This is a genomic window from Pseudomonas cannabina, from assembly GCF_900100365.1.
GTDB classification, from domain to species: Bacteria; Pseudomonadota; Gammaproteobacteria; order Pseudomonadales; family Pseudomonadaceae; genus Aquipseudomonas; species Aquipseudomonas cannabina.
The window spans coordinates 97844-121695 of the sequence record NZ_FNKU01000003.1 but is presented as its reverse complement, the minus strand read 5'-3'; the positions used below and the strand labels follow the sequence as shown (position 1 = coordinate 121695).

General features: G+C 53.0%; 25 protein-coding genes and 4 pseudogenes. 9 read left to right on the top strand and 20 right to left on the bottom strand.

Features of this window, described 5'->3' with window-relative positions:
* Positions 1-97 precede the first annotated feature (97 nt).
* The gene (locus BLT55_RS29010; RefSeq protein ID WP_139206496.1) at positions 98-673 is read right to left on the bottom strand and encodes a hypothetical protein; all 576 of its coding nucleotides are present in this window, start codon (positions 671-673) and stop codon (positions 98-100) included.
* Positions 666-3305 carry an LPD7 domain-containing protein gene (locus BLT55_RS29005; RefSeq protein ID WP_055002167.1) on the bottom strand — a complete coding sequence of 880 codons (2640 nt, stop codon included), beginning with the start codon at positions 3303-3305 and terminating at the stop codon, positions 666-668. The genes BLT55_RS29010 and BLT55_RS29005 overlap by 8 nt, the downstream gene beginning before the upstream one ends.
* 216 nt (positions 3306-3521) lie before the next feature.
* On the opposite strand from BLT55_RS29005, the gene BLT55_RS29000 reads away from it, so the two are divergent.
* Both BLT55_RS29000 and BLT55_RS28995 read left to right on the top strand, forming a co-directional pair.
* Positions 3522-4055 (top strand): hypothetical protein, encoded by a 534-nt coding sequence (locus BLT55_RS29000; protein ID WP_055002166.1) that lies wholly within the window; start codon positions 3522-3524, stop codon positions 4053-4055.
* A complete protein-coding gene (locus tag BLT55_RS28995; protein ID WP_174518651.1) occupies positions 4042-4740 on the top strand; it encodes a hypothetical protein in 699 nt (232 codons plus the stop codon). The genes BLT55_RS29000 and BLT55_RS28995 overlap by 14 nt, the downstream gene beginning before the upstream one ends.
* Before the next feature lie 54 nt (positions 4741-4794).
* Here BLT55_RS28995 and icmT read toward each other — a convergent pair whose 3' ends face one another.
* The 9 genes from icmT to mobA all read right to left on the bottom strand — a co-directional run bounded on the left by icmT (position 4795) and on the right by mobA (position 10261).
* On the bottom strand, positions 4795-5055 hold the full coding sequence (gene icmT / locus BLT55_RS33790; protein WP_055002165.1) for an IcmT/TraK family protein: 261 nt from the start codon (positions 5053-5055) through the stop codon (positions 4795-4797).
* Between the two features lie 4 nt (positions 5056-5059).
* Positions 5060-6229 carry a plasmid transfer ATPase TraJ gene (gene traJ, locus BLT55_RS28985; protein ID WP_055002164.1) on the bottom strand — a complete coding sequence of 390 codons (1170 nt, stop codon included), beginning with the start codon at positions 6227-6229 and terminating at the stop codon, positions 5060-5062.
* Positions 6226-7110 (bottom strand): type IV secretory system conjugative DNA transfer family protein, encoded by an 885-nt coding sequence (locus BLT55_RS28980; protein WP_055002163.1) that lies wholly within the window; start codon positions 7108-7110, stop codon positions 6226-6228. Before BLT55_RS28980 ends, traJ begins: the two co-directional genes overlap by 4 nt.
* A 14-nt stretch (positions 7111-7124) precedes the next feature.
* Positions 7125-7583, bottom strand: coding sequence for a DotD/TraH family lipoprotein (locus BLT55_RS28975; RefSeq protein WP_055002162.1), 459 nt, complete (start codon positions 7581-7583; stop codon positions 7125-7127).
* 62 nt (positions 7584-7645) lie between these two features.
* The gene (locus tag BLT55_RS28970) at positions 7646-8722 is read right to left on the bottom strand and encodes an LPD7 domain-containing protein (protein WP_208601294.1); all 1077 of its coding nucleotides are present in this window, start codon (positions 8720-8722) and stop codon (positions 7646-7648) included.
* Between the two features lie 22 nt (positions 8723-8744).
* Entirely contained in the window at positions 8745-9398 is a 654-nt protein-coding gene (locus tag BLT55_RS28965) for a relaxase/mobilization nuclease domain-containing protein (protein WP_074801813.1), read from the bottom strand.
* A gap of 20 nt (positions 9399-9418) precedes the next feature.
* Positions 9419-9601, bottom strand: a complete 183-nt coding sequence (locus BLT55_RS28960; protein WP_055002160.1) for a hypothetical protein — start codon at positions 9599-9601, stop codon at positions 9419-9421.
* Positions 9602-9607: 6 nt separating this feature from the next.
* Entirely contained in the window at positions 9608-9856 is a 249-nt protein-coding gene (locus BLT55_RS28955) for a hypothetical protein (RefSeq protein ID WP_055002159.1), read from the bottom strand.
* 102 nt (positions 9857-9958) lie between these two features.
* Positions 9959-10261: a plasmid mobilization protein MobA gene (gene mobA, locus BLT55_RS34460; RefSeq protein ID WP_055002158.1), complete on the bottom strand. Its 303-nt coding sequence runs from the start codon at positions 10259-10261 to the stop codon at positions 9959-9961.
* Positions 10262-10503: 242 nt separating this feature from the next.
* Between mobA and BLT55_RS33060 the strand changes: the two genes are divergently transcribed.
* Positions 10504-10977: a hypothetical protein gene (locus BLT55_RS33060; protein WP_139206494.1), complete on the top strand. Its 474-nt coding sequence runs from the start codon at positions 10504-10506 to the stop codon at positions 10975-10977.
* Positions 10978-10986: 9 nt separating this feature from the next.
* Here BLT55_RS33060 and istB read toward each other — a convergent pair whose 3' ends face one another.
* The 7 genes from istB to BLT55_RS34235 all read right to left on the bottom strand — a co-directional run bounded on the left by istB (position 10987) and on the right by BLT55_RS34235 (position 16476).
* The gene (gene istB, locus BLT55_RS28945) at positions 10987-11796 is read right to left on the bottom strand and encodes an IS21-like element ISPsy4 family helper ATPase IstB (protein ID WP_055000987.1); all 810 of its coding nucleotides are present in this window, start codon (positions 11794-11796) and stop codon (positions 10987-10989) included.
* On the bottom strand, positions 11793-12815 hold the full coding sequence (gene istA, locus BLT55_RS28940; protein ID WP_055000988.1) for an IS21-like element ISPsy4 family transposase: 1023 nt from the start codon (positions 12813-12815) through the stop codon (positions 11793-11795). The genes istB and istA overlap by 4 nt, the downstream gene beginning before the upstream one ends.
* A gap of 68 nt (positions 12816-12883) precedes the next feature.
* Positions 12884-13135: a hypothetical protein gene (locus BLT55_RS28935; protein WP_054998563.1), complete on the bottom strand. Its 252-nt coding sequence runs from the start codon at positions 13133-13135 to the stop codon at positions 12884-12886.
* Positions 13136-13154: 19 nt separating this feature from the next.
* Positions 13155-13601, bottom strand: a complete 447-nt coding sequence (locus BLT55_RS28930; protein ID WP_223862853.1) for a hypothetical protein — start codon at positions 13599-13601, stop codon at positions 13155-13157.
* Between the two features lie 281 nt (positions 13602-13882).
* Positions 13883-14851, bottom strand: coding sequence for a ParB/RepB/Spo0J family partition protein (locus tag BLT55_RS28920; protein WP_223862852.1), 969 nt, complete (start codon positions 14849-14851; stop codon positions 13883-13885).
* A gap of 70 nt (positions 14852-14921) precedes the next feature.
* Positions 14922-16052, bottom strand: a complete 1131-nt coding sequence (locus BLT55_RS28915; protein WP_054998567.1) for a ParA family protein — start codon at positions 16050-16052, stop codon at positions 14922-14924.
* A 169-nt stretch (positions 16053-16221) separates the two neighbouring features.
* Complete coding sequence (locus BLT55_RS34235) at positions 16222-16476, bottom strand: hypothetical protein (protein ID WP_223862851.1); 255 nt, start codon at positions 16474-16476, stop codon at positions 16222-16224.
* Positions 16477-16841: 365 nt separating this feature from the next.
* On the opposite strand from BLT55_RS34235, the pseudogene BLT55_RS33055 reads away from it, so the two are divergent.
* From BLT55_RS33055 to BLT55_RS28885, 5 genes and pseudogenes are all read left to right on the top strand, one after another.
* Positions 16842-17132: pseudogene (locus BLT55_RS33055) on the top strand (IS91 family transposase); the annotation flags it as partial.
* Positions 17133-17313: 181 nt separating this feature from the next.
* Positions 17314-17787 (top strand): annotated as a pseudogene (locus BLT55_RS28905) (IS630-like element ISPsy32 family transposase); the annotation flags it as partial.
* Positions 17788-17879: 92 nt separating this feature from the next.
* Entirely contained in the window at positions 17880-18161 is a 282-nt protein-coding gene (locus BLT55_RS28900) for a hypothetical protein (protein ID WP_057424767.1), read from the top strand.
* Entirely contained in the window at positions 18142-19371 is a 1230-nt protein-coding gene (locus BLT55_RS28895; protein WP_074801690.1) for an IS91 family transposase, read from the top strand. Before BLT55_RS28900 ends, BLT55_RS28895 begins: the two co-directional genes overlap by 20 nt.
* 178 nt (positions 19372-19549) lie before the next feature.
* A pseudogene (locus BLT55_RS28885) lies at positions 19550-19925 on the top strand (transposase); the annotation flags it as partial.
* Between the two features lie 284 nt (positions 19926-20209).
* On the opposite strand, the gene BLT55_RS28880 reads toward BLT55_RS28885, so the two are convergent.
* Positions 20210-21262 (bottom strand): 2OG-Fe(II) oxygenase family protein, encoded by a 1053-nt coding sequence (locus BLT55_RS28880; protein WP_004661945.1) that lies wholly within the window; start codon positions 21260-21262, stop codon positions 20210-20212.
* A 160-nt stretch (positions 21263-21422) separates the two neighbouring features.
* Positions 21423-22205, bottom strand: a pseudogene (locus BLT55_RS28875) (IS3 family transposase); the annotation flags it as partial.
* Positions 22206-22519: 314 nt separating this feature from the next.
* Here BLT55_RS28875 and BLT55_RS28865 point away from each other — a divergent pair.
* Positions 22520-23749, top strand: a complete 1230-nt coding sequence (locus BLT55_RS28865; RefSeq protein ID WP_074801837.1) for an IS91 family transposase — start codon at positions 22520-22522, stop codon at positions 23747-23749.
* Positions 23750-23852 lie beyond the last annotated feature (103 nt).

The following is a 23852-nucleotide window of genomic DNA, read 5'->3' as shown; positions in this document are numbered from 1 at the left end:
CGCCGATGGAGGAACACATAAGAAGCACAACCAGTAGCGTGCGAGTGAGTGAGTGGTTTCATTACAGGTCCTCTCGTAACCAGGAAGCGGGCGAGCATTAAGCTCGTACTCGTTTTATAGTGGGTGACACCGGGGCTGTTGCGTTGCTTACGGGCCCAGCGGCCGGCATTTCATCTGTTGGGGTGGCGGCTGGGCTCTCGCGCTCCTTGCGAGGCTCCAGAAAGCCAAGCTTTTGGTGGAGCGACTCGTCGACGTGTTTTGTCTCCCTTGCCTTCACAATGGTACCTCCGACGTTAAACAGGACCTCATCAAAGTGAACCTCTTTACCGTCGCCACGGCGATTTACGGCATTGCCGTGGCCGATTTGGTTCCATTTTGAATCATCATCAGCGCCTGATTTGCTTGGCTCTGAAAGCGTGATGAAGTTTGGCTTGATTTCGCCGGTTGATGGGTCTGGTTTGCGTTCATTCATGAACGCAAGCACCTGGTGCTTGACCCCATCGACCTTCACAAAACCCTGCAGGTAATCTCCTTTACCCTGGTAAAGCAGAACAGTTGTGTCGAATGAGTCATCTGCGAGCTTGGTCACACCACGAAGGATGAGTTTGGGTTCTTTCTCAGCATTGGAATCGGACTGTGCCATATCGGCCTCCTCTGGATTGAGTTCAATCACACCATCTGCGCTTGTGAACAAGCTCGCCGCGCCCGCGCAACTCGTTATTGTCACCACTGACAAAGCCATTGGATTCATCATTTTGCGAAGCTGTTAAAGCCTGCTTCGCAAGCCACTCAACCTCATCGACAGGCGCAGGCATTTGACGGCCGGCCTTGTCGAACCAGATGATTTGATCGAGTCTCGGCTCAGGCCCAAGGACTTGAAGATCAGCCTCCATTTCCTCCAAAGACTTACCCCAAGATTCGATAGCGACGCGCTGGACTTCCCACCAGGCATGAGCTTCGACAGGTACAAGATTTTCAGCGTATTTCAGTTCACGCTCAGAGAAGGGCACACCTGAGCGATCACCAAGGTCACCACACTCAATAGAATTGGCAGGAAGTGACGACTCTGCATTGGAAGGCTGCGAGAACCGGCTGAGGTCAATTTCTGCCGGTTCACCGTTGTGAATGAAGGTCAATCGATCCAGGGTGGAGGGGTCTTTGTCAGAGCTAAGGGCTTCGGAACGGCGCTTGATCTCCCGGTCATTGTCTTCACGTACATCGTCACCACGATTTTCAAACTGTGATGCAACGTATTCGTCGTAAATTTCGCCATCCGTAAGCTGCAGCGTTCGGAGAGGCTCAGTAAGCATTCTCCGGCCAACGAATTCATCGAAGTGACCTTGATCGAACTCGCCATTAAGCGATTCGTCCCACCATGTAGGCACGCCCTGAATAGCGTGCCGTTGCGGGAGATTGAATCGCTCAAGGTCAATAGTGGCGGGCTCACCGTTGTGGGTGAAAGTCATGCGCGTATCAGCGTCAGGTTGATCGCTGCTTGTGCTTTCCTTTTCGACGGCAACAATTGGCGTGTCCGCGGGCTCGGCCGATTGAGAAAATCCACCTTTATCGGTCTGACGATCATCGCTACTTTCAACGGCTCTGCGGTGTTCTTCGAGTGACGCAAGGTACTGGCGATCGTACGCATCTATAGCGTCGATAACGGCGTCAAGATCGCCTTTTGCCATGGCATCCTGAATGTGCGCTTCGGAGTCGATCACAGCCAATGGGATCGGACCATATTTGCTCTCAGCGTCAGCGAGCATTTCCTTTGCAATTGCGTACCCTTCAGAATCGGCAAGCTGCTTTTGGAAATGGCTGTTGTATCGCCCGAATTCGGCTTCAAACGAAGCCGAGAAGGCCGCTCTATAGGTTTGCTGAGCCATCAGCCTTTCGACTGTGGCAAAGCCTTCAGCAGTGGTCTCGACGCCATTGAGCAGAAGAACAGCATGGTCCTCACCACGCATCGCAAGCATTTTCGGATGTGTTTCAAATGCTTCGGCAGGCACGCCCATATCATTCAGCCATTTGCCATCATGAGCCTTGATTGCGGATTCGCCTGGCTCAAGTGGGGCAGGTGGGGTCACATCAGCGGGTGCCTTTGCAGTTACTTCAATGCTCCACTCATTGCGGTGGGTCTTACGTTCCTCGTATCGAAGGATTTGCCCAGCACTGTCTCGGACAGGCACATCAATGGTTACGTCCTTGCGACCGAGGTTCGTCAGCTCGACTTGATCGCCGCGACCTACGCCGAGTTCTTCGATTACTCGCTCCAGATCCACACCCCAAGTGGTCCTGGATTCACCGTCAGAGTTTTTGAGTGTGACGTAGAAACTGCGACTATTTGAGATATCGAACTGGTAAGGGGCAGAGCCAAACTCCAATAGCTCACCTTTGTAGTGGTTCACTGGCTCAGCAGCAGTCGCAGCCGGGATCGTGGCATCGGCTGCGGCATTTGGATTTGCCGTAGCAGATGATCGGGGTTGAGACGGCTGATTCTGAGTGGCGGCTGAATTAGGTGCCGGTGCAATATCCTGTCCCGGAGCTGAGTCCCCAACAGGCGGCAACCCCATCATCTCCCGACGTAAAGCTTCTTGTGCTGGATTCTTGAGCACCACCTGCACATCGTGCTTGATCATCACCTCAAGAGCCCGACGCTTGAACTCGTCCGATCCGGTCAACTCGATAGATCCGCCAAATTTTTGCTTCGCCATGTGTAGCGCCGCAAGAATGGCCAGCTCGTCATCTTGGGCCTTCGCCTCCATGAGGATCTGTTGCCCGTGATCCACGAAAATCGGCTGCTCCTTCAAAAGGTAAAGGACGCTTCCGTCTGCACGCTCACGGTACGTGATGTCCTTGAGCAGCTCACTGAGAATCACACTCGGATCGGTTTTTGCCGGTTCGTCTCCTGGCTCGCCTGCGTTGCTGAAGCCATTAATCGTTTCAGCTACCTCTGAACGCGAAATTATTTGGTCATAGACCTCTTGATGCAGTTCCTTTAGCAATTTTGCATATGTATCGTATGCAAAAACATTACGATGTAATGCAGCGACTGCATTTTCTGCGGAATTGGGTTCTACTGAACGCCAGGACGTGATGTCAGCAACGACCCAGTGGCGCAGTAGGGTATCTGGGATTGTGGAGCTTTCACCGTCAGCTTGGCTGCTCTGAAGCCAAGCCTGATACGCCTCGGCACGATGCCGAATGGCGCCATCCGGAGAGGATTCCATCGCCTTTTGTGGCGAGCTGTGTTTTTCGTACACAGCTTGGCGAAACTCTTGCAATAACGCTTCTGATTCAACGCTCATGGGCGATCCTGCCTCTGTGGAGGTGGGTAGGGAGTCCTTTGCCCGTTACGCCGCAAAGCTGACCGTGAAGTTACGAGCTTCATATCAGCTGCTTTCGGGCTGGACCGTGGCTGCTTAAATTTCGTATTGTGTATATTATTCAAAATAGCACGGTTTTGGAAGAACCGTGTATAGAGGCCGAGGCAGGCGCTTTACAGCTTCATTTGAGGGGAGCAAATGTCTATCGACACTGATGAGATTCATCCAATCTGTGGCACAGATTTAGAAAGGTGGCGGATCGAGAATGGTCTGACCAAGGTTGCGGCAGCGGATGCCTTTGGACTCCAGAAGGCCAAATGGGAGGAGCTGACCAATCCAGAACTGTCTGCAGAGCAAATTAGTGATCCTGTGATTGCAATGCTGCTTCATCTTTACCGGCAACACCCTGCATCGTCGCCTGTTCAGCCACCGCTGGACATCAGGGAGTTTTATGAGTTTTTAGGGTTGCAGGACAGTCCCCAAGATCGAGACGCATTTGCGACTCTGATTGGGAGATCCCCACCCTCGGTTTATCGTCTAATGTTGCATGATGGCAAGCCAGGTAGGCCGGTAATGCGATGGATCGAAGCGCTCAAGAGACTTGCGCTTACTCCTAAGCAATGCAAACGCTTGATGCAGGATGTAGCAAGCAACGTAGGAGATCGCCAGAAGGTTGAAAAGGTCTTGATTCAGGGTTGGTCAAAACAAGGTGGCATAGGTGAGCACGACTGATAAGCCAGACTCACATATTATTGAGTTATCGAGCGTATATTTTTATTCCGGTCCAGCCCCAAGGGCAATTGCCCTCAAGGATTGCGGCGTGCCGACTGACGCCCCGATTTCGGGCGCATTTCCAGCACTGTACGGCTATCAAAGCAAGCAAGATGGCTTTATGGCAGCACGTGCCTACGCGGACAAAAACAGACTCCAGTTTACCGTTGTGGATTTTTTGGTTGAACTGGATCAAAAACAGAACCCCAACATGATGCGTCCTGACGATATTCCAAACCACGATTTTATATCGTTTGCGAGAATGTCCAGGAGCATGATGGATGACTTACAGGCGGTGCTGCACGAACGCCTGGCCCAAGAAGGGATTACACCAAGTAAGCTGGAACTGGCTAAACCTCATTTGCTTTTGCAGCAAAGACCGGATCTGGTGTCTTCGCTCATTGAGGCCCCGGGCTGGGATCACATGAAAGTGATCGCTTATCCAGCAAAATTAACAATCAGCGAAAAGCCACTGACAGTAGGAATCGTCCCCCATGCTCATTGGGATTCGATCAAGGAGGCTTCATGCCGGCTGAACCCTGGTATCCGGATTACCTTGGAACCACCGATTCCAAGCCACGTAGATTCAGCCACCTCTGCAGTAGCCTCACCATCCATGAAGGATAGGGGACCGAGGAGCCGGTGATTCGAACTGCCAGGCAACTACGATAAAAAAAACCGCCTAATTAGGCGGTTTTTTTTAATCTCGAAAACGCTTTCGGAACCACCAGGGCCTAGCATAAATGACCCCTCCACGTAAAAAACCCAAAAACTTGTTCCAGCAAACGCTCAAGGTCCAGCCAAGCTTGGCCAAAATCCCAAACGTGATGATTACACCCGCGGCCACATAGAAAGTCAGCCAGCTCGGAAAGTACATCCAACCGAACAAAGGCAAGTATGCCGAAACCGGGATGCCCAAAGCAGTCAAGGGTTCAGATGCGGCTCTCCAAATCGAAGGCATATCTCTAGTTCTCCTGCGCGCTCAGCGAGCGCCTTCTGAATTCCTTCATACCCGCAACACCGACAAAGTCGTCCTTCAGAATCCTGCCCTCCTGAAGCAGCTTCCAAGCCTTGTCATCAAGAGTTGCCTCGGCCTCCTCAAGCTTGGTCCGTATCAACATTGCCCACTCGTTATAGGGAAGGGTTTGCATTTCCGACCTGAACTCACGATCAAAGACCAGGTACTCTCGAATTGCAGCACGTTTACCATCAGTCGTTTTAAGAAGCCTTTGTACGATGATAACCCTCAACGCACCAGCGAGCCGCGATGCAATCCCAGATTGTTGCTCAGGTGGGTAGGTTTGAATGGCCCGGTTAATAGTCTCTGCTACCGACTCCGTGTGCATTGTGGCGTAACACGTGTGCCCGGATAAGCTGGCTTCAGTCATCGCCTCGATAGAAACACGGTCACGAGCCTCACCAATCCCAATGATACTCGGCTTGCGTCGTACGGCGTTGCGCATTGCTTTTGGAAAGTCTTTTATGTCCCGTCCAATTTGGGACTGCGCGGGTTGAGGCCCTTTCCAGTGTGGCCCACCGAGGACGTATTCAATAGGATCATCGAATGTGATGACCTTTCGATCAGGCATCACAACACCGATGTGGCCATAGATACCAGCTTGCAAGGTCGACTTTCCTGAGCCGGTCGGACCACAGATGACAACCAACCCGGATTCCGGAAAAAGCTCTTCAAACAGGTCAGGCTCGATCCCCATTTTATGGATATCGGGGAGGTCGACAGGAATCACACGCATGGTGATCGAGTACGCTTCATCCAGGTTGGCAATGCGTGCTTGAACAAAGTTGGTACGGAAGCGAAGTGTCATACCGCGCTCAAGGCCGATATCGCTGCCGGAGATCTCAAGAGCACGGTCAACGCCTTCGTCGCCTTGCTTTATCATGCTCTCAATCTCAGGAGACCACAGGGCAGCGATCAAGACTGAGAGCTGTCCCTGCTTCACAGTAGAGACTGATGCTCGAAGCTGCCTTCCATGCAGTTCCACCCAGATATAGTCGCCGCCTTGCACCAATACGTCTGAGACGCCCTTGTCCGCGCAGTATTTTAGGAATCTGCGAAAGCTGTGTGGACCAAGATCACCCTCGAAATTGAAGGGCTCGAAAACCGGTTGAATCATTGCGCCGGCACCGTTCCGGTGGGTGCCACTGCAGGGTTCGGTTTTGCTGCATCCTTTTTGACGCTTGGACGCCACTTACCAGGATCCGTAACGAACTTAGCCTTGTCTGTAACCCTGCGAAGCTTGTCGCCCAACATCATTTGCTTACTATCACCGGTCACGGTCTGCTGGGATTCAGCCACACGAGTAGTCGTGATCATGTCGGCCTGGAGTAAGGTTGAATAAAGGTGCATGCCGGTGTAATCGCGAGTGAGGCGATGAAAATTCGCTTCAAGAATAGCGTCAGCTTGCTTGTAACCATCAGCCCAACCTTCACGGACTGCCTTTTTCCAGATCTGGTCTTCTGCATCATCCTGCGGCCGCGCTTCAAAAGCTGGGAGCTCCACTGACTGGCGAACAGGTAATCCAACGTAAAGGTAGTCCCGCCAGGTGGGAGGGACGCTGACGAAGCGTTCCTCACGCTCAATCTTGTAAACGCGATTTGCGGTACGAATTTGATCCGGGGTGAATGCTGCGAGGTCACGAGCTTCAACGATAACCGGAGGCAGGGTCCCGTTTTTTGCAATCATCGGGGCAAATTTGTACATAGCGTCTAAAGCAGGCTCCCGACTTTTAAGCCCGTCAATCAGCTCGTGACCACGAGCAGCCATTCCCCCGCGAAAGCCAACTGTATGACCAACGCCCGATAGCAGCTGAGAGCGGATATCGGTTACTTTTGTAGTCGCTTGGGATTGTGGATTGAGCAGAGCGTCTAGGTCTGGAGGCGACGTTTCTACCATGGACTTTGTATCGCTACTCGAAGGCTCGATCATTGGCTCCTCTGCAGCATGCGTGGCGAAGGAAACCACCAAAGGGAGAGCCGCGAACATAAACCGTTTCATACAAGTCCCCCCTATTAGCCTTGGGGCCGGTTGTACTGCAGAACCAGCTTACCTGGTGCCTCAGTAATGACGGCACGGTACCCGATTTGCGCGCGCAGCATGGAAAGCACTGTCTGATACTGCACACCCTTGACGTCGATGTTCACTGGCAGCGGCATGCGCGAGCCCATAAACTCAAAACGCTCGCCGCGGTCTTGTGCGAGCTTAGTGAGCAACTGAACAGCGTCACCCTGCCAGCTAATGGTTACAAACTGTTTGTCGTTCAAATCGGTGTTGGGATTCCGCATCACCACACGGCTGTTCAAAGCACCAGCCTGGTACAGGTCGACCTGCGCAGCTTGGATTTTTTGAGAAGCTTCGAGGATTTGCTGATCGATTAAAGCCTGGGCGCTGACGTCAGGCTGCTTGGAAGCACAACCTGTCAGAGCGAGTGCAGCAAGCAAGGCGACAAACGGGTATCGGTTCAGGTCCATAGGATTATCTCCGTTGATTTCGTATGAATACTACAATACGGAATACAGCATAACAACGTTTGTTATGCACGTGGCCCGCGTTTTAAAGGCTTGGCCTTTGCCTCGGCCTGCTGGTCAGCCAAGGCTTTGAGCCGAGCATTCAAGGTTGGATCGGCAAGATCACCGGAGTAACCACGCTCAATGAGTGCCTTAAGAGCTGCGTCAATGAATTCGGGGGTACCTTTTATCTCAATAGGCCGCTCCCACCGTGCGCGTGTGTCATCAAGTGCATGGGCGAGAAGTTCGTCGTCGAGGAGGCCTCCAGGGAAAGTAACCTTCCCTCCGTGATCCACAAAACCCGGATCTCCTTCAGCCCTACGAAAAACTACGGATCCATCACGGCGGACAGTGCCAGCGGAAAACAGATTTGAACTTGAAGAAGGATCAATGTCACCTGCAAAAATGATTGCATTACCTTCCTTATTCGCTTTGCGCCTATCGCCATAGGTAAACCCACGTAACTGACTAATCGCACCAGGATCGCCGTTAGAAGCCTCCCGTTCTACCCACTCACGGAATGTAAGCCTCTTATTCGCAGGATCACTCTTTAATTCGCGACGTAACAACTGAATTTTAGTCTTGAGTTCCTCACGCGACCTTAATGTTTCAAAAGCCAAAATACTGTAGAATGCTTTACGATCAAGTGGATGTTTGATTCGTGATTTTATGTCTGCCCGTTGCTGGCGGGCTTGATCGCGGATCATCATAAATTGTTGCTTGACCCACTCTTTATCAATTCGGCGTGTAACAAACGCGACACGATAGGCATCATAACGTGCCCGAGTCGCTTTACGAAGCTGCGCACGCTCTTCACGGCGATTTTGACGTTCGATAGGATCGCGCTTAGGGCTAGCAAATTTATTGTAATTAGAGGCGGTCAAAAAGTCTTTAGGCAACTCTCGTTCTTGATACTCACCAAGCCGTTTAACCAGACGCGCTAGTGACAACTGTTCGTGCATGTCGCTTGCTTTAATTCCTGTCGATGAGACCTCACCAAAATCAAAGATTGCAAGACCACGACCTTTAGGACGGATACCAAGTCCAAATTTCGCTAATTGCGCATGAAGTGTTTGCCATGTCATTTTTTCGGATTTAAGCAACTTAGGGAGACGCTGATTTATTCTAAAACCCAGCTGTTGCCCCCAGATAAATCAAGGCCTCCAGAGCGTTGCAGGGACGAAAAATCGAATAAATCAGCGCCTCCTTAGCAATTTGCATACGTGGTTCACCACGAGCATAGGAGTGAAGACTTTGTTGATCCGCGTGACGCTCCATGTCAGCAGCCTTCGTTGAAATCTTGCCCTGCTGTTTTGCCTTATTGGAAGCCCACTGAATGATAGGCTTTCCATTTTCATGAACAACGACATTAGGTCCATTGTCGTGTTGCAAGCCGTAACGTAACTCCAGCTCACGCATTGCATAATCCAGACGAAAATAATCACGGTCTGGATACACAGCATTGAACGAATCAGGATGAACTCTGTTTACGGTCATATGGAGATGTACATTATCGGTATCGTGATGAATCGCAAACACGTATTGATGATCTTTCATGCCTACAGCTTCCATGGCGTGAAGACCAGAAGCAAAAGCCTGTTCATCGGTTGGAAATTCGTCAGATGGCCAACTCAAAATAACATGATAAACAGGATCTTTTACTCTAGCATTTTGAGCGGCAACCGCTCTCATTTCAGCTGCTGCTGTCTCAAGGCTCAAACAGTTGTGCTGACAGGAAACGCCTGAAGATGATTTCTCGTTAATTGAGTCACCCAGCAAAATCCCTGATTCAAGTTCGGCTAGAGCTGTTTGCTCATCTGCTCGATCCCTTCGTTGAGTGGCTGAAGCATGAAACGTAATTGCGGTTCGACGGGCTCGGGCTCGTGCCGCAAAGTCAGGATTATTTCTTGTAGCTTGTCGGAGATAACTTGCTGCTGTTGCAAGATGGTTTCGAGCAGCGGCAATGCTTCTTTGATGTTCATCAGAATCTACCTTTTGGAGTTGTTGGTCACCACTTCGGTCAGCGTCTCCTGGAACTTCGTGTTGAGACGTGACATGTCTACGCCCATCGGTATCAAGAGCCCTTCGAGCACTTCCAAGACGCCCTCTGATGGCATCTGCATCAGTAAGGCTAATTCGTCCAGTCGCTCGCAGATTGTCTGCTGCTCTTTCGAGATGCGCTCTAGCAGACTCAAGAATTGCGTTGTCTCTTCGGCTGTAGCCTGGATCGAGCTCATCAGTCAGTTCCTTTTTATCTTCGTCTCGTTGCGTCGCATATTGGACCAAATCCGCAAAGCTGGATTTACCATCAGCCCTGCGCGGTGGGACTTTTGCAAGCATTAAGAACCAATCCTTACGATGGCTTGCTTCAGCTCAACAAGGATCTCTGCCAGCTCCTTGGAATGTCTGCCCCCGCTTTCGTTGTACAGGTGCTTTTGGAGACCACCAAGCCTCCGCAGCTCGTTAAGAATATGCCCGTCAACCTTGCTACGCGTGCGCCTGTTCAACGCAGTGGCAAGCATGAACTGCCCCACACTCTGGCCGCAGTCATGGGCTTTTTGCCTAACGATTTCTTCCTCATCCTGAAAACACCTAATAGGTGGTAGGCGGCCGGTTCGGCGCCGCTGTTCACTCGTGCTCATAAATAGGTCCTTCGCTGTTCAAGGGGTCTCGGGGCGTAGCCCTGAGCAGGGAGGTAGGCCGCGCAAGGGAGTGAAACGACTGCAGCGAGGCCGGTTGTACGTACGCCATTTATGGCGGGAGTACAAACCCTACCCTGTCCTGAATTCTAAACCGCATTTCGTATGCAGGCTATCGTACGGACCTTGACTGCGCAAGAGATGCCCATACAATCAGGGCAAATGCACAATTCGGGGAAAGGCGAATGGCGATCAGCGTTTCGCAGATTGAGATACTGAAAGGAAAGCTTGAGGAGATGCCTCAGGTAGAAGATCCAGATCGAAAAATTTCAAATCTAGAAGCAATAAGGATGATGGCTACGTCAATCCGTGACTTGCAGTCACGGGGATACACCATAGAGAAAATCACAGAGATCCTCAGGGAGAGCGGATTAGAGATCGCTCCAACGACGCTGAAAAGCTATCTCACGAAGGTGAGGGTTTCTCCGGGGAAGTCGAATTCTCGGTCCACCGGTAAACCTCGCCGGAAATCAGTAACCACCAGCAGTGGGGTAAAGAAAAAAGCATCTGAAAAAGCTGCTTCAGAGGTCGAATCCAAACCCGCGAGCAGCACGAGAAATACAACCGGAGTAACTTCGGTTCCACCAGGTAGTTTCAAACCTAAGGAGACGCTGATTTATTGTCAACGCCAACTAAAAAGTGACCCCCTTCCGTGCTAAATCGCCAACTTAGTTTTGACCACCCTCGGGTTCATATTTTCGAGCCGGTTCGGCCCGAGAAGAGTTGGTTCCTGCTTTGCGCTTGTCCTTGAGTCGATAGCTTTCACCTGTCATCTGCACGATATGGGCATGATGTAACAGCCTGTCCAGCATGGCCGCTGTCAGTGTTTGATCATCCGCAAAGGTTCCGGCCCACTGGGTAAACGGCAAGTTACTCGTGAGGATCAGGCTGCCTTGCTCGTAGCGCTTGGCGACAACATTGAAGAACAGGTTGGCTTCATCACGACCAAACGGCAGGTAACCGATTTCATCGATGACCAACAACCCGGGGGCCATCACCACACGACTGAAGTATTCCTTGAGCCGTTCCTGGCGGTGCGCAGCGGTCAGTTGCAGCATCAAGTCAGCCGCAGTGACGAAGCGGGTTTTGATACCGGCCATCACCGCCCGGTAGGCCAGCGCGATGGCCAGGTGGCTCTTGCCTACACCACTAGGCCCCAGGAACACGATGTTCTCGGCACGTCCAACAAAACTCAGTGCTGCCAGCTCCTGGAGCTGTGCCCGAGGGACGCCGGTGGCAAACGCGAAGTCGTATTGCTCCAGCGTTTTCACGGCGGGCAGCGCGGCAGTTTTCAGCAGGGCCTGTCGAGAGCGTTCACTTCGGGCATCGGTCTCGGCAACCAGCAGCTTTTCGAGGAAGTCGGCAAAGCTGTCTTCGCCGCTTGCTGCTTGTTGGGCCAGGTGCGGCCAGTCCACCCCGACGCGCTCAAGCTTTAGCCCCTTGCATAGTTCTGTCAGGCGAGCATGTTGAAGGTTCATGCTCTCACCTCCAGCAGTTGCTCATAAACCGACAGCGGATGCTGCAAGCTCTCGTACGGCAGGACCCGCCCCAGGCGTAGGCCTGGGGCGGGTTGTGGGCGCAGGCTCTGTGTTGGCAGTGGTAATAGTACCTGCTGCTCTTGGGCCAGACGTACCGCCGGTTGAACACCCGTCGTGCCGTGAATCCGCTGATGAGCGACTTCGTCGAGCCATTGGCCGATATGTGCGTTGGCCGTCACCACATCCAGCGTCAGACCCGCACTCTTGAGCGTAGCGGCCAACGGGGTAATGAAACTGCCCTTCAGATACCCGTTGAAGCGCTCAACCTTACCCTTGGTCTGGGCACGGTAAGGGCGGCAGACCTTGGGAATAAAACCAAACTCATCGGCCAGCGCAGCCAATCGGGGATGCCAACGATGCTGGCCCTCCCCAAAAGCATCTCGCTCGGTGATGATGGTTCCGGCGTTATCAAACAATGCCTGCTCGGGCACGCCGCCAAAGTAAGCGAACGCCTCCCGAAGCCCTGTCAGCCAGGCTTCGCTGTCCTCTCGCTCGGAGAAACGGACAAAGCTTGCTCGACTAAAACCAAGTGTCGCCACGAACGCCTTAAGCGGCTGACGGCCTCGTCGAATGGTGGTGAAGTCCACCTGCATCTGCTTACCGGGCAGAGTCTCGAAACGTACCACCGGCTCTTCTGCCTTACGTTTGAAGGGGCGAATATAAGCCTTCAGACGACTGACGCCGCCGCTGTACCCCAATGCCGTGATCTCACGCAGCAGGACGGTCGCCGGAATCCAGTGCGGGCGCGCCGCCTCAATACGCTCGTGCAGGTAGTCCTTGAAGGGGTCGATTTTGCACGGACGTGCGGGTCTCACCTTGTCATTGGGTAGCGACCGGGCCTTTCGCAGGTACTTGCGCACGGTGTTACGCGAAATACCCAGCTCACGGGCGATGAATTTGATGCCATGGCCCTGACGGGCCAACACTTTAATTTCCACAGACTGCTCCTGGGTCAACATATTGGCAGCTCAAAGCCGCCAGTTTTACCCAGGGGGGTCAATTCTAGGTTGGCGTTAGGGGGTCATTTTTACAGTGGCGGTGACATGTAACGCTGGTTGAACATGTCAGTTTGCGTGTTCGCCGGATCTGCCTTCGGGGCATTCAGCGGGTGGCCCAACTGGCGGCGAATCTCGGCAAGCCAAGCTTTGTACGGCGTGTTTTCTCGCTCGCCCCATGGGTATGCATCAGTCAACGCCTTGCGCAGCGCCTTCATGTCGCTCCGGCCCACACGGCGAATCACTTCTGCTACGACCGGTGCTGCTGCATCTGCCCAAGACATGGCCACCTCCACTTTTCCCTCAACTCTCGACGACCAGTAGCGCTGGCACATCTACCCAGTCCGCACGGAACATCCAAAGTCGAAATTCTTCGACAGTTTGCCCGCTTTTGGCGTGTAGTCCGGCAAGCAATCCCGAGAGACGCTGCTCATGGATTTCGTTTTCCTCATCATCTTCCACTGCATAGTCAGCAAAGACGTCGTCCGGATCGAAGACCCTGTATATATGCGACTTATGAAGCCAATGCAGGTAGTCGTGATCCCTCCAGCCTTTGGGGAATTTCGTCGCCAGTTCGCTCCAGTCGGTAATGCTGCAATGGTCGGGGTAGCCGACATCAGCGGGGGTGTAAGCCCAGTAGAGCCGCCCAAGATTCGGGTGGACAGTACTGACAAAAACTTCACTCATGACCGTTTTCCATTCTCGCGTTGCCCCATAGGCATGAGCATCAGCTTCGTCACCAAACAGCATTCGCGTCTGTGTTCCCTTATCATTTCAACCTTGCGCAGGAAGTGGGATATCAGACCTTATGCGCTGCCATCCTACGCAATCCAAGCTGTGCTTGAATGGAGGAGGAGGATTCAAAGCCTCCTTGAGGCAACGATCATGCCTCTCATCATCTACAGCTGCTTTGGCTTCCTTTCGGTGCTCCAGGTAAAACAACAAACCTAAAAGCAGAGCTCCTCCTGCGGCTATATATGCAAGATGTTCCAATAACGCTTTCATTCTTGTCATCCCTTTAGTCATATGCCCTACTCCGCTTCCTTTGCGGCAAGTTTGCTTCGATCAAATTTATTTAAAAAGTTTTCAAACTCCTGCAATAGCAAGTTTGGATCTATCCCTTTTTCACACTTCAATTCTAGCTTTTGACCGGAAAGTTTAATTGTTCCAATTCCAGCTACTGGGCGCGGAACAAATGCCGGTCGACCTTGATTAGAACATGCAGCAATTTTCACGGCAATCTGGCGGAGTGCTTGTTCCTGCTTAGTACCTTTTTCGACCATGCTCAGCACCTGTCTCTCGACGATGTGAACATCCTGCTCCGCTAAATCCACGAACTTTTTAGCGTAGTTGGCAGTAATCAGACCTGGATGCTGATCAAGTACTTGGCGTATCGAAGTCGGGAGCTTCATAAGGTCAAGGCACCGACTTACTACAGAACGGTTGATCCCCAAGCGACGTGCAATGGCGCTTTGGCTCTTATCATTACCATTTTGAAGGTAGCGGTCGTAGCTACGAGCAAGCTCATAGTCAGTCAACTCTTCATGCTCGTTGTCTGCCAGTGCGAGCAACATTGCCATGTCGTCGCTCATTGGCTTCACAACAGCCGGTATCCTGTCCCATCCCAAGATAGTGACAGCTCTCCAACGCCTCTCACCACCTACGAGCTCATGTCTGCCGTTTGGAAGAGGTCTTACAAGAATTGGTTTACCCAGTCCAATTTCACGTATTGACTCCACGAGTAGCGAGATAGCCACCTTGTCAAAGATCATCCGAGGCTGGTATGGCGATACATCGACGCTTGAGACGTCAATATCCTCTAGGGATTGGTCTTTACCTATCCACTCTCCAACCAATGGCTCCTGGGCCTTTTCATCCAGCATTTGGAGCATTGCTGCCCTTCCCTGCGCGCTGGATGGAGTTCCTTCTGGAATCTCTGCTGGCCTGCGAAGGCCAACCACGCCAGTTTTAGGTTTTCCAGGGTAATCGTTTGATTTCATGTGCTGCATCTCCAACATTCAGTGTTGCTAGTAGCAACACGGGTTCTCTTTTGTTGCTACTAGCAACAACTCAGGCCGAAGCAATTTCCCGGATTTTGTTGAGAATTTCCCGGTGTACGCTTCGGACTGGACCAAGACTTTTTGAGGTAGCCCCTTTCCACAGCAGCAGCGGAATGCCGTCATCCAGTGACTTGGCGTACTCCTCAGAGACATAGATTTTTTCTTCCGTTACCCGGCCAGGAAAAAGCTCATTAAGACGGAAAAGATTATTGATTAGAGACGGGCGATTGCGGATAAACATCGTCGGGATCGCGAGCAATTTAGGTGCGTAGCTGTATTCCCGTGCAAATCGGGCGCACCAATCGTTCAGCCGAAGAAGGGCGCGGAATGAAAACTTGTCCATTCGAATCGGACACAGAAGTAAGTCGCTAGCTGCAACTGAATTTTTAGTCAGTCGGGAACCGGCAGGGGCGTTATCGAAGATGATCAGGTCATAGCTCGAAAGATCACAGCCAGGTATTTGGCCGGTTTTGGCCTGTTCAATCCAACGGGCATACCACATATCGGGGTTGTTAGAAGCGTCCAGGGCAACGCCCAAATCCTCGATGTAGGAATCCGCAGGAATCAGGTGAATGCCATCCTCACCAAATGGCTTCTTGATGACCTCATCAAGGGTTTTCGGATCGAATGCACGCATCCGCAACAGAGGACTGATCAGATTGCCGAGGTGGCCGTCTACAAGTCGATCCTGAGGAATACCCATCTCGGTCAGGTCCTCCGGCCCCAAATCAGGGTCGTAGCCCAGCATGCTGGATGTGTCGCCCTGAGGGTCGTTGTCGATGATCAGCGTTTTCATGCCTGCGAACTGAGCAGACAGAGCTAGGTTCACAGCCGTAGTTGTTTTAGCTGTGCCGCCTTTCGGTACAAATGTCGAAGCAACGATTTGGCGCGGAAGTCCTTTCGAATGTCCCAAGCGTCGACGTAGGGCTGCGATAGCGAATAGATCGGCGAGTCCATAAACCCGTGCAGTAGAGGTGCCACGAGGAACACGACGAATCTCAACTCCATTCTCCTCTTCAATATCCTTCAGTCGCCTGGTCGTCAGCCCAAAGCACTCAGCGGCAAACTGTGGAGAAAATGTTAAGGCTCCAAAGTCGACAAAACTCTGTAGCTCCAACTGAGATTCTTCGGTTGAGTTCATGTAAATGCCCTTCTGTAGGTTGAAAATTGATTATAGTTCATGAACACAGCTTGTAAACAGGAGAATTCAGGAATATTATCGTTTTAAGCCATTTGAGCTGAATCGTGTTGTTGCTAGTAGCAACAAACCCGCTCTGCCCAGCTACAAACCGGGCAAGAACGAAACAGCACTAAAAGCTCATTGCTATCTGCCCGCCTTTATCCAAGAAGCTGTCTAGGTTAACGCCGCGCATAGACACAGCCTTGCTCAGCAGCAAGTGGGCCTTGTTGTCGTCAAGATCCATAAGGTATGCATCGTCAATGAGCTCGCTGATCTCATGAGGTTTCAAACCCGCGTCAATGGCCTGGCCCAAAAGTCGCGACGAAAGACGGTCGTACTTCGCCCGTAGGGCAAATTGAGGGTTATCAAGTTGGTTATTTGCCATGAAGAAAGCGTACGAAAATCCCTCGGGGGTTACGCTTCTTGCGTTTTTTGTCGCGAGGCTCCGGCCTCCGTACTTGAGGTGCATTTTGGAACCCTCAACAGGCATGACCGGTGCAACGGGAAGGTCTGCGTTGAAACGGCCCCAGATTAAGGTCTTCTTCGTATAGGGATCTCCAACGTGGCACGGATCGAATGAAAGTCTCCATCCCGGGAGCCCTCCTAATTTTTCGATACGGCCAACTGGATTTTCTACAGCCCACAATGCTGGTTTGTAGTATTCGATTAACCTAAGGGTTTGGTGAACGAGCTCGACGGAGGCTTTGGTACGGCCATCCAGATCCTTACCAACGAAATGCCTGCAGCCTGCACATCCCCGAAAAGCACTTTCGGATGATCCGGTATTTTGGATTTCTGGCCAACCGCGTCTGTGGCCGACAGCTACCCCGGGTGTATGAGGCGCTACGCATGGAAAGGCGTGGCAAAGCGCCAAAACTGTATTTTGCGCAGATGAGCAAAGCGTTCTTGCAGCGGGATCCGTTCAGCTGCGTGCTGTGCGGAGCGCGGATGGTGTACACCGCAGCCATCGCCGGCCTGACGGTGCAGGGCTTGATCAACAACGCTCAAAGCATCGCGCAATTGAGGTACGTGCCGGCCTGATACGGGAGAGGTGCGTCCAAAATCTGGAAAAGGTACAGAAAAGTCGCTTTCAATCCATTTTTCGGCGTGGGTGATGGGTGAAAAAAGCTTTTTGCCGACATCGACGCCACGTTGGCATCACGCAGAGGGTGCCTTTTTAGGAGGATTACCCTGTATAGGAATTATTGAAATTCCTATACATGAACAGGGACTAGACGGTTTGATCGATAAGCCTGGCCGCGGACGTAAGTCATTCTTGCCGCCAGACGCTATGGCTCGAGTGCTTGAGCAAGTGGTTCAACCTCGTATTGGCCAGCCTCGCTGGAGCTGCCGAAGCATGGCGCAAGTCGCGGGTATTTCTCCGGCCAGCGTCCAGCGTATATGGGCTGCCAATGACATAAAGCCGCACCTGACTCGTACGTTCAAGCTGTCCAACGATCCCAACTTCGAAGAGAAATTCTGGGACGTCATCGGATTGTATCTGGACCCGCCAGACAAGGCACTGGTGCTGTGCTGCGATGAAAAAAGTCAGGTTCAGGCCTTGGAGCGTACCCAGCCGGGACTGCCTCTGGGCATCGGCCATATCCGCACGCAATCGCACGATTACATTCGCCATGGCACCGTGACCCTGTTCACTGCGCTCGATTACCTTGAGGGGACGTTGATCAGTTCTATGAACTGAGCAGCCTGCGGCTGCAAATTGTGGGATTTTGAAATCGGTTATCATAGCCGAAATCGAGTCGATCCCTCCTCAGCACAGGCTTACACATGGCGTCAGAGACCAAAAAACGTAAACGGGCGAGCCGGGCAAAAGCCAAGGCAAAGCAGACCCGTCTCCAACGCGCCGGGCATACCACCTTCGTTCCCGATACCGACTTTTTCTTCGATATCGATCCTTTGGGTGATGTCGATCTTTGTAGTTGCTGCCAGACAACGTATCTGAACGACATGTTTCCCGACGCTTCTTGCGTAAGCGTTTCGATGAGAGAAGGGCCAGGCGGATTCGCCATCACCGCCGTCATTCACCACGATGAGGAGCCGCCCTGCTGACGTGGCCTCTGCACCGCCTGCTTACAAACCTCGACCGCTCAAAAACCTCTTCACGGCCAACGGCTGCTGGGCAGATTTGCTGGAGGCCGGCGGTCTGCGCCAAATCGAAGTGGAGTCGATCAGCAAAATGCTCGCCTGCGGCACCTCGATACTGGGCGTCAAACACTACACCTGCGGCAACGACAGCTGCCCGCACGTCAAATACCTGTGCAACACCTGCCATTGCCGGGCCTGTCCTTCCTGCGGCAAAAAGGCCACCGACCAGTGGATCGCCGTGCAAAACAACCGTCTGCCCGACTGCCCCTGGCAGCATCTGGTGTTCACGCTGCCCGACACGCTGTGGTCCCTGTTCTTCTACAACCGCTGGCTGCTTGATGCGCTGTTTCGTCTGGCGGCCGATAACCTGATCTACACCGCCAAGCGGCGCGGTTTGCGCGTCGGGATTTTCGGGGCGCTGCACACCTATGGACGGCGGCTCAACTGGCATCCCCACGTCCACCTGTCGGTGACCGCGGGCGGCCTGGATGAGCAGGGCGTCTGGAAAAATCTGTCGTTCCACAAAGAGGCCCTGCGGCGGCGCTGGATGTGGCTGGTGCGCGATTACCTGCTGGGACAGCCGCTTTCGCAACTGACGATGCCGCCGCCGCTGGCCCACATCCACTGTGAAAACGACTGGCACCGTCTGATACTGACCGCTGGCGGCCAGCACTGGCACATCCACTTGTCGAAGAAGACGGAAAACGGCCGAAAGACCGTCAATTACCTGGGCCGCTACCTGAAAAAACCGCCGATCTCGGGCAGTCGTCTGGCGCATTACACCAACGGGGCCACGTTGAGCTTCACCTACCTGGATCACCGCACACAGACCTATCAGCAGGAAACGCTGAGCCAGGCCGACATGCTGCGCCGGGTGGTGCAGCACATCCCGGAAAAGCATTTCCGGATGATCCGGTATTTTGGTTTTCTGGCCAATCGGGTGTGTGGGAAATACCTGCCGAAGGTGTATGAAGCATTGAAGATGGCGACGCCAGGACCGACACCGAAGCTGTATTTTGTGCAGATGGCCAAAGCCTTTCTAAACGTCGATCCGTTCCGTTGCGTGCTGTGTGGCGCGCGGATGGTATACACGGCGGCAATCAGCGGGCTGACGGTACAGGGACTGGTCCTCAACGCTCAGGCGATCGCGCAGATGAGGTACGTGAAGCCCTGACAGGGGGAAGGTGCGTCCGCACCTAGGCTTCGCGGTGAAATAACCTGCATTAACGCTGATTTATAGGGATTTTCACTGCATAAGTAACGCATCAGCGTCTTCCTACACATCGCTATGAAGGCATGACGCCTCCTTCCAAGCGTCAGCTTGATGCATAGGCATTTTGAAATTCCTATGCATCGAGCGCCAACACCGGCATCAGGAGTGGCTGGACTTCCTCAAGAAAATCAATCGGGAAACGCCCAAGCACCTTCAATTGCACCTGATCGTCGACAACTACGCCACGCACAAACATCCGAAAGTGAAGGCCTGGCTCGAAAATTCCATATCCGACCTCAAGTTCGTGGATGAACATGGTTGAGCGCTTCTTTCGTGACATCACGGTATACCTGCGCGACGGTAGTTTCAGCTCGATTCGCGAATTGGAAAGTTCAATCACCACATTTCTGGCACTGCGAAATGCCCAGCCGACTCGCTACGTTTGGAACGCTAAGGGAGAAGATATTTTGAACAAAATACAGCGAGCCCGCGCGGCAACGACCACGCAGGCATGAGCGAAGTTAATTTTGAGACGGTACACTAGGTGTTCTGCCCCGGAATGAAATGTACAAAATAGCGCTGGTCAGGTCAGACGCGTAACTGGGAGCCTATAGATGTGGTGCGTTCAATCTTACCCGTGGGCAACAAAACCATGATGGAACGCTCAGCATAATGGTTACATTGCTCCACTCAGCACCCAGATCATAAGATCTGGGTGCTGAGTGGACATTGATATGCCAATTATTAGTCACCAGTAACGATAAGGCCCCTGTCCGGCAGCACCGGGCAGGGTGTCGACTCATGAGCCTGTCGCGCGGGTGTCCGAATACTTCTTCAAGTCCTCCAAGTGCGCCAGGCGATTCTCCTTGTTGATGCTCTGGGTGGTGATCCGATCTGGATAGCAACGCATAAACATGTTGGTAAAGTGCTCACCATAATGAATACGCTCATTGGCGCTGGGCTCGAACAACGGATAGGCGGATGCTTCAAAATTAGGCTCATGAAAATAAGCGCAGGCGAAACGTTCGCGGGTATTGAGCTTAACCTTGTGCGGAGTGGAAAGCAGCTGGCCGCCGGTCATGAACTGCAAGATATCACCTGGGAAAACTGTCCACACGCCTGGGGTGGGCGTCACGAAGGTCCAAGGTTCATCGTGCTCAAACATGCCTGCTGAGCTCTCACCAGGCAACCAGTTACGATTACGCTTCTCTCCCTCGACTGGAGGGCGAATATATAAGCCACCAACATCGTCCTGAGCGGCAATTACCAACAACCCATAGTCAGTGTGCGCACCAATTCCACGGGACAGCGTGGATGTTTGGGGCGGGAAGCGTAATACACGCATGTGGTGCCAACCATCGCGAGTTAAGTCGGTGAACGTGTTGATGGGTAGTTCAAAGCCGAGCGCTGTCAGTTTGAGCAACCGTTCGCCCGCTAAACCCAGCTCTTCCATGAAGGTCTTCATGCTTTTCTGATAGGTGTTATTTGGCCATGGCACCGGACCATGGCAAGGCCAGCCGGCTTTTACACGCTGATCGCCTACCGACAAGTCCTTGCAGACAGTGAAGATTTCAGGGAAATCAGGTTTACCAGCTGTGACTTCCTCGCCTGACGCAACATAGCCGCTGTAGGTCAGATCGCTAACGCAGCTACTCTTAAAAGTCAGCGGTTCCTTGCAAAACTGCTTGCTAGCAGCCATTGCTTCCTGCGTTTTGCGATCCTGCTCACTATCGGTCTTGATCTGAAAAATGCCATCTTTTTGCCAGGCTTGGATCAGCGCCCTTCCCAATGAGATATCGGCGGCGCAGCCGGTTACCTCGGTAGGTAACTCGAAAGTCTGTAGGTTGGTCATGCTAGTCTCTTCTTTATCCATATAAAGGGACGGATGCTCATTCCAAACGACGTCGGGAGAACAAAGTCCAAGCGACGGAAAAACACCCCACCTGCTTGGTGCATGAATCATGAGCGTCCCTGCGGCGTTTTTCAAGGTAGTTGTCGCGTCAACCGTCTAACTATGCTGCTTTTTTCTCAACGTCTTGCTCTCGATCCGGGTTTAACAGCACGGTGCCGATCGGTTCCCAGTTGCGTGTCTCCCTCGACCACCGCTCCGGCCTTTTCTCTCTGGCTAGCTCGTACAGCTCATGTCGCTTGGCCAGGATCTGATGATCCAGCCCTCGATGCCGCTCAGCCGGTGTCACGAAGCGGATTCGGCTGTGCCGGTGATCATTGTTGTACCAACGCATGAAATCCCTCACCCAGAGGCGTGCCGCGTCAAGACTGGCAAACCCATCCTGCGGCCATTGCGGGCAGTACTTCAGTGTCCTGAACAGCGACTCCGAGTAAGGATTGTGGTTGCTGACACGCGGTCGCCCACGTGACGGGGTGATGCCCAGTTCATACATCTTGCTTAACAGCGTCACCGATTTCATTGGCGCGCCGTTGTCTGAGTGCAGCACCAGCGGCTCGTGCAAACACTGCTCGCCTATCACACTGCGTTGCAGCAGGGCGGCCGCTTTCTCGCCGCTTTCCATCTCGTAAACTTCCCAGCCAACGGCCTTGCGGCTGTAAATATCCTCGATCAGATAGAGGTAATAATACTTGCCCCTTATGGGTGACGGCAGGTATGTGATGTCCCACGACCACACCTGATTCGGCGCTTTGGCTGCATGTGTCGTCGGTGCTGCATATCGCCTGGGGCGCTGACTACGCCCTCGATGCTGTTGTTGACCTGCGGCCCGCAGGACGCGATAAAACGTGGCCTCCGACGCCAGATAACACCCTTTTTTGTATATACGGCACCAGCCCCAAACAAACAACAATGGAGAGGCGAAAACCCGCGAGGCGATGCAAAGGACATAAATAGTATTGCTTTCAAAACTGCAAATATACGTAACCGAAGCGCGATCACAGGTAATGCATTTGTGGCGTGCGACTATGAGGGTAATAGCAGCGCAGGAATCAGGATGAGTCTTGAAACGTTCAAGGTAGCAACACCTGTGGGAAAAGCTTGGAACAGGGCAGCCTGCGGCTGCAAATCGCCCATTCTTGCGATCGCGTAGCAGCAGAAACATGGATTTGAGCTTTGTCATGAGGCCCATTATTGATCATCATGAAGCCTGCTTACCCACCGTTGCTGCTTCAGATGAGTCCAGCCTACACACCTCGACCACTCAAAAACCTCTTCACCGCCAATCAATGCTGGGCACACCTCCTCGAGGAGGGCGGCTTGCGCGACATTGAAGTCGAGTCCGTCACCAAAATGCTGGCCTGCGGCACCTCGATTTTGGGCGTCAAACACTACACCTGCGGCAACGACAGCTGCCCGCACGCCAAATACCTGTGCAACACCTGCAGCTGCCGCGCCTGTCCATCCTGCGGCAAAAAAGCTACCGATCAGTGGATCGCCAATCAACAGCACCGCTTACCCGAGTGTACCTGGCAACACCTGGTGTTCACATTGCCTGACACCCTGTGGCCGCTGTTCTTTCATAACCGTCACTGGCTCGATGCCTTGTGTCGCCTGGCCGTCGACAACCTGCTCTATGCGGGCCGACGCCGGGGCGTGGAGGTGGGTGTTTTCTGCGCCATCCACACCTACGGCCGGCGACTTAACTGGCACCCCCACATCCATGTCTCGGTCACCTTGGGTGGGATCGATGACGCAGGTGTCTGGAAAGATCTGTCGTTTCATCCATCAGCCTTGCGTCGGCGCTGGATGTGGAATGTACGCCAGTACCTGCTCAGTCAGTGGGAGCACACCACCGTCCCACCTGAAAACGCTCATCTGCAGAGCGAAAATGACTGGCGTCACCTTGTGCTCAACGCCGGTGGTCAGCACTGGCACATCCACTTGTCGAAGAAGACGAAAAACGGCCGAAAGACCGTCAATTACCTGGGCCGCTACCTGAAAAAACCGCCCATCTCGGGCAGTCGTCTGGCGCACTACACCTCCGGTGCCACGTTGAGCTTCACCTACCTGGATCACCGCACCAAGACCTATCAGCAGGAAACGCTGAGCCAGACCGACATGCTGCGCCGGGTGGTGCAGCACATCCCCGAAAAGCACTTTCGGATGATCCGGTATTTTGGATTTCTGGCCAACCGCGTCTGTGGCCGACAGCTACCCCGGGTGTATGAGGCGCTACGCATGGAAAGGCGTGGCAAAGCGCCAAAACTGTATTTTGCGCAGATGAGCAAAGCGTTCTTGCAGCGGGATCCGTTCAGCTGCGTGCTGTGCGGAGCACGGATGGTTTATACCGCAGCCATCGCCGGCCTGACCGTGCAGGGCTTGATCAACAACGCTCAAAGCATCGCGCAATTGAGGTACGTGCCGGCCTGATACGGGAGAGGTGCGTCCAAAATCTGGAAAAGGTACAGAAAAGTCGCTTTCAATCCATTTTTCGGCGTGGGTGATGGGTTAAAAAAGCTTTTTGCCGACATCG